The 15,283-nt window shown below is 40.8% G+C and carries 15 protein-coding genes and 1 pseudogene; 8 read left to right on the top strand and 8 right to left on the bottom strand.

Features of this window, described 5'->3' with window-relative positions; genetic code table 11:
* Complete coding sequence (locus HC643_RS19705; protein WP_038086133.1) at window positions 1–903, bottom strand: LysR family transcriptional regulator; 903 nt, start codon at window positions 901–903, stop codon at window positions 1–3.
* A 99-nt stretch (window positions 904–1,002) separates the two neighbouring features.
* Here HC643_RS19705 and HC643_RS19700 point away from each other — a divergent pair, with 99 nt between their 5' ends.
* Window positions 1,003–1,716, top strand: a complete 714-nt coding sequence (locus HC643_RS19700) for an SDR family oxidoreductase (RefSeq protein WP_038086143.1) — start codon at window positions 1,003–1,005, stop codon at window positions 1,714–1,716.
* 8 nt (window positions 1,717–1,724) lie between these two features.
* Here the strand turns inward: HC643_RS19700 and HC643_RS19695 are convergent, their stop codons facing one another.
* Window positions 1,725–2,135: a nuclear transport factor 2 family protein gene (locus tag HC643_RS19695; protein WP_050045974.1), complete on the bottom strand. Its 411-nt coding sequence runs from the start codon at window positions 2,133–2,135 to the stop codon at window positions 1,725–1,727.
* Between the two features lie 125 nt (window positions 2,136–2,260).
* On the opposite strand from HC643_RS19695, the gene HC643_RS19690 reads away from it, so the two are divergent.
* The 4 genes and pseudogenes from HC643_RS19690 (at window position 2,261) to HC643_RS19675 (ending at window position 5,240) form a co-directional block, all read left to right on the top strand.
* On the top strand, window positions 2,261–2,446 hold the full coding sequence (locus tag HC643_RS19690) for a helix-turn-helix domain-containing protein (protein ID WP_072040764.1): 186 nt from the start codon (window positions 2,261–2,263) through the stop codon (window positions 2,444–2,446).
* Window positions 2,447–2,448: 2 nt separating this feature from the next.
* Window positions 2,449–3,735, top strand: coding sequence for an AAA family ATPase (locus HC643_RS19685; protein WP_038084094.1), 1,287 nt, complete (start codon window positions 2,449–2,451; stop codon window positions 3,733–3,735).
* Window positions 3,719–4,336, top strand: a pseudogene (locus tag HC643_RS19680) (RloB family protein). Before HC643_RS19685 ends, HC643_RS19680 begins: the two are co-directional and overlap by 17 nt.
* Window positions 4,337–4,667: 331 nt before the next feature.
* Entirely contained in the window at window positions 4,668–5,240 is a 573-nt protein-coding gene (locus HC643_RS19675) for a Uma2 family endonuclease (protein WP_038084086.1), read from the top strand.
* 777 nt (window positions 5,241–6,017) lie between these two features.
* Here HC643_RS19675 and dnaN read toward each other — a convergent pair.
* A complete protein-coding gene (gene dnaN / locus HC643_RS19670; protein ID WP_038084084.1) occupies window positions 6,018–7,184 on the bottom strand; it encodes a DNA polymerase III subunit beta in 1,167 nt (388 codons plus the stop codon).
* Window positions 7,185–7,240: 56 nt separating this feature from the next.
* Here dnaN and HC643_RS42150 point away from each other — a divergent pair, with 56 nt between their 5' ends.
* Window positions 7,241–7,372 (top strand): hypothetical protein, encoded by a 132-nt coding sequence (locus HC643_RS42150; RefSeq protein WP_272899752.1) that lies wholly within the window; start codon window positions 7,241–7,243, stop codon window positions 7,370–7,372.
* A 218-nt stretch (window positions 7,373–7,590) separates the two neighbouring features.
* Here HC643_RS42150 and dnaA read toward each other — a convergent pair whose 3' ends face one another.
* Window positions 7,591–8,955, bottom strand: a complete 1,365-nt coding sequence (dnaA, locus tag HC643_RS19665) for a chromosomal replication initiator protein DnaA (protein ID WP_038084082.1) — start codon at window positions 8,953–8,955, stop codon at window positions 7,591–7,593.
* Window positions 8,956–9,124: 169 nt separating this feature from the next.
* Between dnaA and HC643_RS19660 the strand changes: the two genes are divergently transcribed.
* A complete protein-coding gene (locus tag HC643_RS19660) occupies window positions 9,125–10,402 on the top strand; it encodes an HhoA/HhoB/HtrA family serine endopeptidase (RefSeq protein ID WP_137986325.1) in 1,278 nt (425 codons plus the stop codon).
* A gap of 34 nt (window positions 10,403–10,436) precedes the next feature.
* On the top strand, window positions 10,437–10,979 hold the full coding sequence (def, locus tag HC643_RS19655) for a peptide deformylase (protein ID WP_038084081.1): 543 nt from the start codon (window positions 10,437–10,439) through the stop codon (window positions 10,977–10,979).
* Window positions 10,980–10,999: 20 nt separating this feature from the next.
* On the opposite strand, the gene HC643_RS19650 is transcribed toward def, so the two are convergent.
* From HC643_RS19650 to HC643_RS19635, 4 genes are all read right to left on the bottom strand, one after another.
* The gene (locus HC643_RS19650) at window positions 11,000–12,328 is read right to left on the bottom strand and encodes a glycosyltransferase family 4 protein (protein ID WP_038084079.1); all 1,329 of its coding nucleotides are present in this window, start codon (window positions 12,326–12,328) and stop codon (window positions 11,000–11,002) included.
* Window positions 12,329–12,986: 658 nt separating this feature from the next.
* On the bottom strand, window positions 12,987–13,868 hold the full coding sequence (locus tag HC643_RS19645; protein ID WP_038084077.1) for a CPBP family intramembrane glutamic endopeptidase: 882 nt from the start codon (window positions 13,866–13,868) through the stop codon (window positions 12,987–12,989).
* A 304-nt stretch (window positions 13,869–14,172) separates the two neighbouring features.
* The gene (locus HC643_RS19640) at window positions 14,173–14,643 is read right to left on the bottom strand and encodes an AbrB family transcriptional regulator (protein WP_038084075.1); all 471 of its coding nucleotides are present in this window, start codon (window positions 14,641–14,643) and stop codon (window positions 14,173–14,175) included.
* 109 nt (window positions 14,644–14,752) lie between these two features.
* A complete protein-coding gene (locus tag HC643_RS19635) occupies window positions 14,753–14,968 on the bottom strand; it encodes a hypothetical protein (RefSeq protein WP_050045972.1) in 216 nt (71 codons plus the stop codon).
* Window positions 14,969–15,283 lie beyond the last annotated feature (315 nt).

The raw sequence follows: 15,283 nt of genomic DNA, 5'->3' as shown, positions 1-15,283 counted from the left end.
TCACGTTAAAACTTTAGTGCAGTAGGATGTTAAATATTCCAGGAAAGCCCGGACTCGTGGGGATAGATTGCGTTGATGAGTGAACACTGCTTGGACTACTAAGCCTGGGAAAAATTGCTCTGGAAAGAGTAACTCTAATTGCTGTTGTTGAACTTCTTCTTGTACCTGAAAACTCAATAACCGAGTGATTCCCAACCCTGCAATCGCCGCATTTTTCAATGCACCACCGTTATCAGAATTGAATGTGCCACTCACGGAAATAGTTTGCCACGTTTTGTCGATAAGGAAGTCCCAAGAAACGGGCTGTCCATCAAATACATATTGCAGACAATTGTGATGCGCTAAATCCTGCGGTGTGGTTGGGGTTCCGTAAGCCTTTAGATAGGCGGGCGAAGCACAAAGCACAAATCGGGTCTGTCCCAAATACCTGTAAATCAAACTGGAGTCTTTGAGATCTCCCAACCGAATTGCTATATCGATTCCCTCAACAACGAGATCGACGAAGCGATCGCTCAGTCGCAAATCAATCTGAATTTCCGGATATTGGGCTAAAAATTCTGGAATCGACCGCACTAACAACCATTGTCCAAAGTCAAGTGATGTACTGATGGTAAGCTTACCGCATGGCTTACCGCCTGAGACAACGGAATCATTCGCTTCTTCGAGTTCTCGCAACAGTCGAGAAATGCGCTCGTAGTAGCCTAAGCCTTCAGGAGTCAAACGAAGGGAGCGAGTTGTTCGTTGCAGGAGGCATACTCCCAAACGGTTTTCTAACTTCGCGACACGCTTGCTAATAGCAGAAGGGGTTGTACCTAGCGATCGCGCCGCTGCACTAAAACTATTGAACTCTACGCTTTTAACAAAAGCAATCAGTTCAGCAAGTTGATTCAAAATCGTCAGCATTTGTTCTTATTTGGCATAAATGTTTTGCCAAATAAGAGTCTTCTCTTCTTAAATGGCAAAGGCTAATCTGATTTTAAGTCAATGAATCGAGGTGAGAAGATGAATTCAAAAAAGGTTGCGATCGTTACGGCGGCGAGTCGTGGAATTGGAGCAGGTTGTGCTCGAGAATTGGCTGCTCGGGGCTATATAGTTTCATTGATGGCGCGAAGCGAAAGTGTTTTAGATTTAGCGCAAGAGTTAAGTGGAATTGCCGTTCAAGGTTCAATATCCAACCTTCAAGATTTAGAGCGATTGGTTCAAACTACGCTGGATCGATTTGGGCGGATCGATGCGGTCGTCAATAGTTTCGGCGATCCTCCTCGTCCTGATTTGCTCGATATCTCTGATAGAATGTGGACGGAAAATTTTGAAATGCTGTTTTTAAGTGTTGTCCGTATTGCTAGATTGGTGACAGAACCAATGCGCCAACAGGGCGGAGGCGCGATCGTCAATATCTCAGCTTGTGATTCACAAGAACCAGAATTGGGAACGCCTTTCAGTGGGACACTCCGGACTGCAATGGAAGGATTCACCAAACTATACGCCAAGCGTTATAGAGTCGATAAAATTCGCATGAACTCAGTGGCTCCTTTTTTTGTGGCAGACAGCATGGAAGAGTTAGTAGGTTGGAATGTGCCATCCGACTTGATGTGGGGTCGTCCGCTATCTTACATAGAACTTGCTAAAACCGTTGCTTTTCTCATTTCAGAGGACGCCAAATTCATCACAGGTACAACTCTTAAAGTCGATGAGGCTCGTTCTGCAGCAATTTAATTGTTAAATTAACTAGCAGGCTGGTTTGGCTCTGGCTGCATGGCTTCGGCAATTTTCAGTGTATCAGTGTACTGCTGGAATCTAACAATCCGACTATTTTTAAGCTTATAAACATGAGCGAATGCAGCAGTCATCGATTTGCCCGTTGACTTATGAATGCCGCGATACTCACCTAAAGCAATAATTGTATCTCCAGCAGAAAGCCATTCGTCAACGACAGCTTGCCAAATCTCCCAATCTTTCCGGAATTTGGCAAAGACATCGTTGATAACTGCGTCAGAACCAATATGCTTACCGCCCTGTGGAAAACCCTCATTTTGTATCCACTCAATTTTGGGGTCAAACAGTTCGAGGATGGTGTTTGTATCCCGCTCTGCAAAGGCGGTATAGAGGCGTTTAACAATTTCGAGGTTGTTCATGGTGGTTGCTCGTTCTCTGGTTATGCCCAAAGGCTTTGGTCTTGTTTAATTGTGATTCGTACAAGTGCAACGAATAATGGCAAAATTGATAAACAGATTTGCATTTTTGCAAATATACTGCCGCCATGTTGGATTGGAATGATTTGCGGATAGTTCAAGCGATCGCTCGGACTCATAGCCTTGCAAGTGCAGCGAGGGAGTTGGGAGTTCATCAATCAACCGTGTTTCGCCGCCTTAATGCTCTGTTTAAATGCTATTATTATGTGTTTGTGCATTTTTATTTATTTTTCCTACTAACACCGATAAACTGATTATGCTAATCGAGTTCAGTGTTGGCAATTACAGATCGTTTAAAGACAAAGTCACTTTAAGTATGGTGGCAACCAACATTGCTGCTCAAGACAAAAAGCTAGATGAAAATAATCTTTTTACAGTAAATCGCGAACTTAAGCTACTAAAAAGTGCAGCAATATATGGAGCCAACGCCAGTGGTAAGAGTAATCTTGCCAAAGCTCTTAATTTTATGCGATGGTTTATGATTAATTCCTCCAAAGAAACTCAAAGTACGGAAAAAATAGGTGTTGAGAAGTTTAGACTCAGTACGGAAACCGAAGCAGAACCATCTTTTTTTGAGATTGTTTTTCTTTTAGATGGGCAAAGGTACAGATATGGATTTGAAGCCGATCGAGAAAGAGTAATTTCAGAATGGTTGCTCTATGTTCCTAAAATCAAAGAAACAAAACTTTTTGTACGCGATAGAGATAATATTAGCTTTTCTAAGAAATTCAAAGCAGACGGAATTCAACAAAAAACCAGACATAATGCCTTATTTATATCAGTTTGCGCTCAATTTAATGTTGAAATTGCTGAGAGAATACTAGATTGGCTAACGAGAAAAATAAGAATAGTCTCTAGTTTGGATGATTCCAGTCTCTTAAATTACACAGTAGAATGTTTAATAGACAACAAAAATAACAATAAAGAAGAAATTATTCAATTGATAAAGAAATTAGATTTAGGGATTAGCGATATAAAAGTTGAAAAAGTAACTTTAGACAGTATAGCTAAAGAAATTCCAGATGAAGTTAAAAGATTTTTAATTAAAAAAAATAATCAAGTGACATCTATTAATACGGTACATAGAAAGTTTGATAGTCAGGGAAATCATGTTTCCACAGAGCTATTTAACTTAGATGAGCAAGAGTCTGAAGGAACTCAAAAAATATTTGCTATGGCAGGAGCGATTGTAGATACTCTCAAGGATGGTAAAGTACTGATAGTTGATGAACTTGATACAAGACTTCACGTTTTGATTAGCCGTGCCATGGTAGAACTGTTTAGCTCTACTGAAACTAATTCCAATAATGCACAACTAATTTTTATGACTCATGATACCAATCTACTCAGCAATAAACTCTTTCGTAGAGATCAGATTTGGTTTACTGAAAAAAATAAATATGGAGCTACGGATTTATATTCATTAGTGGAGTTTAAGCTTCAAAATGATACTTCTTTTGAAAACGACTATATAAAAGGTAGATATGGCGCTATTCCTTTTATTGGTAACCTAATTTCTCTAATAAATGAGTCTGATGCCTAAAAGACATTTGAAAAAAGATAACTTGCGCGGTTACTCTGATAGAAAGATTGAAACACGAGAACTTATCGAGAGGTTTTTAATTGTTTGCGAAGGAGAGAAAACCGAACCTAATTACTTCAACGCTTTTCGTGTACCCAAGGATGTTATTGATGTTAGAGGGTTAAGGTTTAATCCAAGTAAGCTAGTCGAAAAAGCTCAATAATTAAGAAACCAGGAAGATTACGACCAAGTTTGGTGTGTGTTTGACCGCGATTCTTGGACTAAAGAAGATTTTAATCATGCTATTACAAAAGCCAAACAAGTAGGAATTGATATAGCATATTCTAATGAGGCTTTTGAACTATGGTATGTTTTGCACTTTGAGTTTCTTAACACGGGGATTCCTCGGAGTGATTATTGTAAAAAATTAAATAAATTACTGGGTTATAAATATCAAAAGAACAGTCAGAAAATTTATGAGGAATTAGAAAATCGGCAACTGACTGCTATCAAAAATGCAGAAAATCTGCTCAAGCAATATCATGAACATAATCCAGAAAGCGATAATCCTTCAACTACTGTACATTTATTAGTTTGTCAATTAAATAGGTTTATTCGTTAACGATCAACAGATATTTAAAATATCTAATTACTCCCTTCCCACCATAAGATTACCGTTCTTCTTCATTGGTGTGAAACAGGGCAATGCTTGGCAGATTATTTCCAATAATTGCAACAGGAGTAAATCCGCATACACGGCGATCGCCCTCCCAATCCATTCGTATAGTCTTACGGACTAAAGTCCTACGTGTCGCGTTTCATTCCCTTCTTAAAAGAGAGGGGTTCTCACGCTGCCGTGTTATTTTGATAGAATCGATTTGCGAGTTGCAGAAGTAGAGAAGCAAAAACCTTAAATTATTTGTTCGCTAGGATTGTTTCGGGAGTAATTGCTTATGGCACTTTCAACTCAGGTATCTTTCAACAAGACATTAGAGGAGTTTCTGAAACTACCAGAAACCAAACCAGCTAGTGAGTATCTCGACGGTCGCATCTATCAAAAACCAATCCCCCAAGGAAAACATAGCATTCTCCAAACAGAGTCAGCATCCGCAATCAATCAGCTTGGGAAACCAAAAAAGTTAGCTTTAGCATTAACTGAGTTACGCTGCACCTTTGGCGGACGGTCGTTAGTTCCAGATGTGGCGGTGTTTGAGTGGTCGCGCATCCCAACTGATGAAGATGGGGAAATTGCCAACAGATTTGAAAGTTACCCCGACTGGACTATTGAAATCCTATCACCTGACCAATCTCCTAACCGTGTCATTAATAAAATTATTTTTTGTGTTAAACAGGGGACAAAACTGGGTTGGTTCATTGATCCTGATGATAAATCGGTGATGGTATTTCAACCGAATCAATTACCTGAAGTACACTATGATACTAGTATATTGCCCGTTCTTGATGTCTTGAGGGACTGGCAGGTTTCGCCCGCCGATATATTTGCTTGGCTAAAGGTAGTAAAATAACTTTTTTTGTTATAAAGTTTGGTACCTATTTCTTGAAACTTAAGTAAACAGATGAATTGGTATATTGCTAATTGCTAATTACTTGTTGACCTGGTGGTTTAAACTACGTTGTTGATTCTAACAAAAAACCTGACATATCCAATACACGTCCAGAGTATGTTTCTGCCGTTGTAGCTAGTTCTCCGCGTTTTTTATTGTCTGACCAAATATTGTCCCAAGTTCTCTCCCACAGTGCTAGTTGAACTTGAATATTGACTAATTCCTCGGCAAGTTCTGGCTCAATTTCTGCTGCCGTCTATTCGATAAAATCTTTTGTCTGGGCGATTACATCCAATACCCCTTTCTCATAACTATTGTGGCATAATGTCCTCAATCGTCCCAGATTTGAAGCTATGTGTCCTAAGCGCAAGGAAATATTGTCGCGTTGAAAATGTATTTGTTCTTCACTTATATTTGATTTCATAACCACCTAGTTTGTATAGCCACGAATTCCATTCGTTAGGGCGTCAGATATATTAATCCTACCTAAGAACGCGTTTCTGCATCTTGTCTTAGAAGATGTTTGAAAAGTCCTGTCATCAGTAGCAAAACATTCAAGTCCCCCTAAATCCCCAGATAAATTGGGAGACTCAGAGTATTTTTCCTCCTTTTTAAGGGGGGTTAGGGGGGATCGATAAGTGCCTAAAAGCACAACTAACTAAGCTAAAAGGAGTCAGAAAAATGGCTGGGTATAAAAAGCTGCCATACTCTGTATAAACTCGCTTGCAATCTGCCTAGTTAATTCCTAATCTGAACTGGCATAGCCAAATAAGTCATTTTCACCCCACTTACAGGTGTAAAAATTACTGGAGTCAGATTTGAATTCAATTGCATTTGAATTTCTGTAGAGGGCAATGCTTTTAAACCTTCCATCAGATACTTAATATTAAAAGCAATGTCTATTTCCTCACCCAATATCTGTGCTGGTAAGGATTCTCTCCCACTTCCCACATCTTGAGCTTCACAAGATAAGGTGATTTCTTGCGCTTCACTGTCTATACTGACTTTAACTATATTATTCTTCTGGTCTGCTAATACTGCAATTCGCTCTAGGGTACTCAAAAATTGTTTTCTGTCTAAAGTGACTTCGCGCTCAAATTGTCGGGGAATAAGCTGACGGTAAGATGGGTACTGTCCTTCTAAAGTACGGCTGGTCAAGCGTTGATTTAGCCATTCAAAAATAACTTGTCCTTGATCCAAAGACATAGTAACAGACTCATCTGATGATGCACTGTGGGCTAGCATCCGTTCGAGTTCTCGCAAGGCTCTAGCGGGTAGTGTTACCTCTAGGTTGGTATCGCTACTTGTATCTGTACTCTCGTTTGTCGTTTGTACCACAGCTAAACGATGTCCGTCGGTAGCCGCAAATTCGAGGGAGTCTTGTTGAACTGTGAGATGAACTCCTGTCAGTATTTGTTTGGTTTCATCACTACTGCTTGCAAACAAAGAACCTTTCAATCCGTCAATTAATGCACTAGCGGTAATCTGAATCGATGTGTCATTTTCGATCGCAGGTAATTCTGGAAAATCTTCTGCTCCCATTGCTCGTACTTCATAACGTCCGCTTTTTGGCATTAGAGACACAATTAAGCCTTCCCCACCAATGTTATCTCCTTTAGCAGCTGACTCTTCTTCTAAAGTGATTTCTCCTTCTGGAAGACGAGCAGTAATATCATTCAACAATTTTGCAGGAATTGCGATCGCTCCCCCCTGCAATACCTCCGCTTTAAAACTGGTACGGATACCCAAATTGAGGTCAAAAGCTGTAAGGCTAACTTGGTTGGTTTCCGCATCTGCTTGTAGAAGTACATTAGCAAGTACTGGATGAGTTGGACGGGATGGTACAGCGCGGCTTGTCAGTGAGAGGTTAGTACTGAAATCGCTTTGGGTACAAACTAGTTTCATGATCGAACGAATGCAAGTGTGTTGGATATGGTAACACCTTGTTGCAAATGTGAGGAGTGGAAGAAAAAGAAATTGATTTGTTATTTAAATTCCCCACTTTTAAGTATGCGGATAAATCGGTGAGCGATCGCCGATTGCCGATCGCTGTTGTGGAAAACTTACCTCACATCTTTATTTTTGAACGCTAGCCTGTGGATAACTTGTGGAAAACATAGGGGGTTTTTCCACAGGGTAGTTATACTTAAAATAAAGTTTTCCACCGAAGGTGTGAAGTTTTCCACAGATTTTGTGTTAGTTTTCCACAAAAAATAATAAACTTTCCACAAGCTAATATTAGCTTAAAGATTTTTTATACTTTACTTAACATTTAGAAGAAGAAAGGCAGATAGATAGCACGAAGCATTTATTATGCTTTTGACCCACGCAGGCGATCGCTCAATTGACGTAGAGTTTGCACCAAATTTTGGTCGGTTTCTTTCAGTTGAGCAATTTTTTCACAGCTATAGATCACCGTTGTATGATCTTTACCGCCAAACTCTTCTCCTATTCTCGGCAAACTCAAATCGGTATGTTGGCGCATGAGATACATTCCAATCTGACGCGCCCAGCTAATTTCTCGCCGTCGCGAATTTCCTTTCAAGTCTTCTATTGATACATCAAAAGTATCCGCAACAACTGATAAAATGACTTCTGGTGTTGTTGCTACCTTCTCAGTTGGTGGTTCTAAAACGGGAGTAATACTTTCTACTGTCATGGGTAAGCCCCAAATAGAAATATATGCCACTGCACGAATTAACGCTCCTTCTAATTCTCGAATGTTAGAAGTGTAGTGGGAGGCAATATACTCAATAACATCCCTTGGAAGGCGAATATTTTCATACTCGGCTTTCTTTTGTAAAATCGCCATCCGCGTCTCTAAGTCTGGAGGTTGGATATCAGCTATCAATCCCATGGAGAATCGAGAACACAACCTTTCTTGCAAGCGAGGAATTTGGTTGGGAGGGCGATCCGATGCCAAGACGACTTGTTTACCTGCTTCGTGTAAAGTATTAAAGGTGTGGAAAAACTCTTCTTGGGTGTACTCCTTACCTTCAATAAACTGAATATCATCGACTAAGAGCACATCCGCAGCACGATAATGCTCGCGGAAACTTTGCATACTATCGTTGCGGATAGCAGTGATGAGATCGTTTGTGAATTGTTCGGTGGAGACATAAAATATGCTGGAATCGGGATGAATCTCCAATCGATAGTGTCCGATCGCTTGCATGAGGTGCGTTTTCCCCAAGCCTACCCCGCCACATAAAAACAAGGGGTTAAATTCTCTCCCTGGAGATTCAGCTACCGCAAGGGAAGCCGCATGCGCCATCCGATTGTTAGCACCAACAACAAATCGCGAAAAAACGTACTTTGGATTTAATTCTGCTGTTTTGGTCCGATTGGTCACTTTTTCAGGAGTTGGATCTTGAGTGGATATTTCCCAAGAAACCTCGGTGTCTTCGAGATTGGGAACTTCTTCCCCTTTCCCAACCGTTATATATATATCCACGCGATAACCGAGAATATCGTGTACTGCATTAGCAATGGTTTTTATGTAATATTTTTGTAACCAATTGCGAGCAAATGGATTGGGAGTGCGAATTACCAAGCAATTGTTTTCAAATTGCTCAGCACTGGCGGTTTTAATCCAGGTTTCAAAGGTGGGACGGGATAGCTCTAGCTGCAAGCGTTCCAGTACCTGATTCCACAGACTGTCTATGGGCATTTCCATAATTTACCACCAATACGGGTGCGATCGTCACAATAATGAAAGATGAGCAACTCACAAATTTAACAAACTATGCTATGAACCGAAACATATATGTAAGCTATATATTCTTGTGTTCCCCAGTAGCCAAGATTTTACCATCCACCGATCTTCCAGGAGAAGACAACAACAGATGAAGACAAAAGACCGTGAATTCCAAACCAAAAAAGACGACAATCAACGTTTTTCGCTTCAACTTTCTTCAACGCCCAAAATTGTCTTTATGCTACTATGTAGCATAACAGTGGCATCTCTTGGGGGTTGTTCCATACCAGCTATAACTCTTGAAGCACAAAAACCCAATGCAGAGTCCCAAGCTCAAGGTGACAACACACCTCAAAGCACTAACGAAAACACTACCCCAGTTGTCGCTCCCATATTTTCGGGGTCTGAGAACCCTAACTTTGTTGTGGGAGTGGTCAAAAAGGTAGGACCGGCTGTGGTTCGTATTAATGCAGCCAGGACAATTTCGCAGCAGTTACCAGAAGAATTTGACGATCCATTTTTCCGAAGGTTCTTCGGGGATATGCGACCATCAGAACCAAGACAAAGAGTAGAACAGGGAAGCGGTTCTGGGTTTATTATTAACTCTGCAGGTCAAATTCTAACTAACTCCCATGTGGTTAATGGAGCCGATCGCGTTACAGTAAAATTAAAAGATGGTCGTGAATTTGAAGGACGCGTACTTGGTGAAGATCCGGTAACGGATGTGGCGGTTATTAAGATAGATGCTGGCAAATTACCCACAGTCCCTCTTGGTAACTCAGAGAACTTGCAACCGGGAGAAGCAGTGATTGCCATTGGGAATCCTTTAGGGTTAGATAACACTGTAACTTCAGGAATTCTCAGTGCTACAGGACGTTCTAGTAGTGATATTGGCGCTACCGATAAGCGAGTGGATTACATTCAAACCGACGCAGCTATTAATCCCGGTAACTCGGGCGGACCGTTATTAAATGTTCGCGGTGAAGTGATTGGTATGAACACTGCTATTATCCGGGGTGCTCAAGGATTGGGATTTGCCATTCCCATCAACACAGCGCAGCGAATAGCTCGAGAATTGATTTCCAAGGGAAAAGTAGACCATCCTTATTTGGGTATTCAGATGGTAACGCTGACACCAGAACTGAGAGACAAAATCAACTCCGGCGCTGAGGTTAATATTACTGCTAGTAAAGGAGTTCTGTTAGTTGACATTGTTCCCCGTTCTCCCGCCGCCTCGGCAGGTCTCAGACAAGGTGATATTATTCAAGGTATTAACAACCAATCTGTTACAAAAATAGAGGACGTCCAAAGAATCGTGGAAGGTAGCAAGATCGGAGAAACAATACAATTACAAGTCCAACGTGACGGACAAACCACACAAATAGCAATCCGTCCCGCACCATTGCCAGTTCGTCGCGATCGTTAATCGTTTTTTCCCTCACCCCTAACTCCTATTTCCTATGTCTGAAATAGAAACACTTCCAATCGTTCAACTAGGCGATCGCATTCTACGTCAGAAAGCTTCCGCAATTGAAAATATTCATGATGAGCGCATTCAAAAGCTGATAGACGGTTTAATCGCAACAGTGAAGAAAGCTAATGGTGTAGGAATTGCTGCACCCCAAGTTGCAGAATCCTTACGTTTGTTTATTGTTGCATCTCGTCCCAATCCCAGATACCCAAATGCTCCAGACATGGAACCAACTGCTATGATAAATCCCAAAATCATTGCACATTCGGCTGAAGTCGTGAAAGGTTGGGAAGGTTGTTTGTGTGTTCCGGGAATTCGAGGTTTCGTTCCCAGATATCAAGCAATTGAAGTTGAGTATATGGATAGAAATGGCAAACTTCAAAAGCAAGAACTTACAGATTTTGTGGCTCGAATTTTTCAACACGAGTCCGATCACCTTGATGGTATTGTCTTTCTAGACAGGCTCGAAAGCACCCTAGATATTATGACCGAGCAAGAGTATCAAAAGCAAATCATTTTAAATCCGCAATAAGGGTGTACTCTTGACAGTGTTTAATGGGGGATTCCGATGTTTCTGTCACGTCGCTCTAGGAAATCTGGATTGGCAGATTCATCGGCCTTCACTGCTGGTAAGATCGTTAAATTCTGTTCTTCGCTTTCGATCGCTCTAGAAAATAGAGCTTCATAATTTCTTAAAGCTTGCTCAAAAGAATAACGCTCAATCGCAAAGTGTCTGCCTTTATTGCCAAGTTGAGTTGCAACTTTAGGATTGTTATATAGGTATAGTACTGCTTTGGCTAAAGCATCTGGTGATTCTGGAGTTACCACGATACCTCCACCACTTTCAATTACCGATCGCGCCGCTGTACCTGTCGAAGGAACGCTAGCTAATATCGGGCGACCGGAAGCTAACAGGAGTGGAATTTTAGAAGGCATATTGAAAGAAATGACATTGCTCTTTTGCACGACTAACCCAACATCAGCAGCAGCTAACATTTCTGGCAGTTTTTCTCGAGGTTGTAACGGTACAAGCAAAACATTAGTGACTTGAGATGCCAAACAGTATTTTTGCAACCAGTGGAGGGCTTTGGATTCACCTGCGATCGCAAAGACAATTTCTGGATTGTGGCGCAACGAAATTGCTGCTTCTATGACTGTTTCTAAACCTTGTGTCAGTGCTATATTGCCCGAGTACATCACCACAAATTTTCCTTCAAGCTGATGTTCAGCCCGAAAATAGTTCTTCTCTTTTGGTAAAGGACGGATGAAATTGACATTCACCCAGTTGGGGATACAAACTATTTTTTGGATGGGGACTCCCTTACTGACTAAATTTTCTAAAAAACCATGAGCAATGACGCTAATGGTATGAGCGCGTCTGTATGCAAACTTCTCTAAAGCTTCCAAGGCTCGAATCATCAATTTGTTTTTCAATAGTCCAACGCGTACAGCCGCCTCTGGAAGAATATCTTGTACGTTCAGTACTACCGGACAGTTGTACAGCCAACCTAAGAGGCTGGCTGGTAATGATACCAATAACGGAGGTACTGTCAAAAGAATGATATCCGGTCGCCAGCCGTTTAATGCTTGCGGTATGCTTGTAAACACAAAACTCAATTCCAGTAAAAGTCTATCCAGCAAATTCGGTTTGGATTTAATACGCAGGTACGAGCGCTGAATAGTAACACCATTTTTCTGTTCTGTTACGTACCACTTTCCACGATACGCCGGATAAATTTCTCTCTGGGGGTAATTTGGCATACCCGTAATCACCCTAACTTGATGACCTTGCTTGACAAGCCCCTCAGCCAGTTCGGTCATCAATGGAGCTATTCCAATCGGTTCTGGATAGTAGTTGTAGGAGTAAATCAGAATGTGCATTATTTATTGAGTCAATTCTGTGTGGACTACAAAAAATTAACAATCCGCTAGATTCATTACGGCATCACCCTTACTGTGAATTGGTGTTAGTTTAATTCATTTATGCACTTTAGAAACTGCAGTAGGTAACGGTGCTAGCACGGTATTCCCCTTCTACAATACTACTCAGTACATAGTTGTTAATCTACACAACGGTCTATTTTTAAACTACGTGAAGTTTAGTTTTTATCCGTAAAGTTTTGCGATGCTATAAGGAAATTATGTATAAATAGAGCGTAATTTTGAGGATTTTTAATAGTTTAGTTTTTTGTCCGCATCGAGCAGATACACGAGAAATGGTAGCACTAGCTTGGTAGTATCTCGTATAGTTTAGTACTGCTTTTATAAAATCTTTATACAATACAAGTCTCTTCAATGATTTAGAAAAAATAATTTATAAGACCGCACGCTTTTTTTAAGCAGCACGGTCAAGATGAGTATAAGAAGTTTAAAGTTAATAAATTAAAAGTAATATGAAGTTGCACTGTCTTTCAGGCTTTTACCCGTTTGCCAGTTAACCTCGGTTTTATTTGTCTGTTAAGAACTACAGAACCAAATACCTCCATTCCGTAATCCTCCTCAAACAAGGGAGTAGTCTGTTCGCAGCTTTGTCTTTGTTTCAATATCTCAACATCAACCAGAGAATCCCTCCTGTCAGGAGCAAACAAAGAACACCCGCCACTCCAGCTAAAGGTTTTTGATTTTTACCCGTCACCCACTTAGATACAGAACCCGTGGGATTGATAAGTTGGGCTGTATCCAAACATGCGATCGCCCAAACCCATCCCGCATGCAGACCCCAAGCCAAGCCTATGCTACCCCTATCTGCAAGCCGTGCTAATACCAATACCATTCCCATTAACCAAAGTCCGGGTAATTGCGGTATGGTGTCTTGCTGCTCCCAAACAAGATGTAGCAAGGCAAAAATTAAGCTTCCGGCGAGCGCTGCTATCCAAATAGAGCTATCCTTACCCAATTCAGTCACGAGAAAACCGCGAAAAATTAACTCCTCCACACCTCCTACTAATAAGGCAACTAACAATATAGGTAGTAAAATGGGGCGCACTTGCTTGAGGTTTGTTTGTTGAAAAGCCAACCATCCCAACCGTATTTGACAAGAAAATACCACTGTTATACCCAGTGCTCCCACGGCGAAACCCAAAGCTAAAGAATAAAAAGTAGAAAGACTTCCAGACAAACCATATTCAGAAAAAGAGGTTTTTGTCAACAAACTCGTACCCCAAAGCATGAAGGGAGCTAGGAGGTAGAGAGGAATCAGTAGGGGTAACTTTTGTTGTGGCTGTAGAGGTTGAAAGGGTTTCCATTTAATAGCGATCGCTGAGATTACCGCTAATGGTAACCAACAGATAATCCACGCCAGAAAAAAAGCCATCATTACAACTAACGCTGGTGCATCTTGTAATGATGGCAGCAATAAGTTGGCTGATGGCTCTAATAATGCTATGAGATCGCGCAAAAAAATACGACAGACTTGTTGCATATCAGATCTCTCGCTCAGCAGAACACAAATTTTTCAATGCTAGGGTGTGAATTGTCAGGTGAAACATAAAGTATTTCATACTTTTGTATCATACTTTATCTTTACTTTTCCCGTTTCAACTTTACCCTTCTTGAGCTTTTGTCTATTCTTAACCAAGCTTTTATCAAAATTTCTTAAAACTGCAACAGTCCCATCGTTTTATTTTGTACGAAGTTTTTTAACTTTTTCGGAGAATTTCAATTTTTTCTATATTGAGACAAGCCATCAAGCTTTTGCTCTAAACTTGCCTTTACTATAAAAAAATTTAATCTTCCTCTTCGTCCTCATCTTCATCCTCATCAAAATCCTCTTCGTCTTCGATGTCCTCTTCATCTAAATCTGAATCATCTGATGAGAGCAACTTCTTATCAGCGTCAATTTGAATTAAGTGAATATGCTTGTATCCTAACTTAATTTCAAATTCATCACCTGACTTTAAGCCCATTGCTTTGGTGTAAGTTGCACCAATAACAATCTGACCGTTTTGGTGTACGCTGACTCTGTATGTCGGTTCGCGTCCGCGACCATCTTTTGGTGCTTCTGGGCTTAAGGGAATACCCCTAGCTGACAGCAAAGCATCATAAAAATCAGTAAGATTGACACGGACTTGGTTATTTTTGGTAACTGTGTAGTAACCGCACTGCTTGGCTCTTTCTCGCCGTGGTAAATTGGATAGTTCTTTAACCTTTGCAAGCAGTGCTTTACCGGTTAATGGTGCGGTTGCAGTTTCAGTCATTATGCTTCAAAGATCCTCACTCTCGCCGAATTGATAAAATTTGTCTTTTTGCCAGTATTTGGCTTTTTTACATCTGCACAGCGCTACTCAAAACCTTTACACGGGTAGCCTAAGAACCTTTATTATGGTTATCCGCAACACTTATCATGTAGCAGTTGTCACAGGCATTTATTTTGGTAGTTTTACGGCACTTGTAGCCATCATTTGCCATCAGAAATGAAATCAATCTTTCTTTTGGCACTGCTGTAGCGGCGTCACTTTCGACCACCTTTACAAATTGGGGAGGCAAAACGTGGTGGGGAATTTCTTCCAACTTTATTGCCACTGACTTTGACCCCTAATAAGTCATGAACCCAATAAAAAGTGGTCTTTCCACTTTTCTAGCTTTGCTTTTTTGGCTTTGAGACGAAAGGTTTTCCCCATTCGTACTCTCAAGCTTTTGACAGCATAAGTAGCTTTTGGGAGGTTGTGCAGATGTACACCCTTTTATCCTGCCTGTAGAGACAAGAAATTTCTGCTCTCTACAATATTACTAAGAAACAAAGCAGTAACAGCCGCACATCTATGGCGATTGATACTGGTTTTGTTGCTTTGTAATTTCATATTAAATACTAGCATGGTTTAATAATAGCAAAATAGT

Origin of the sequence: Tolypothrix bouteillei VB521301 (assembly GCF_000760695.4) — a bacterium.
Lineage (GTDB): Bacteria > Cyanobacteriota > Cyanobacteriia > Cyanobacteriales > Nostocaceae > Scytonema > Scytonema bouteillei_A.
This window is presented reverse-complemented; position numbering and strand designations above follow the sequence as displayed.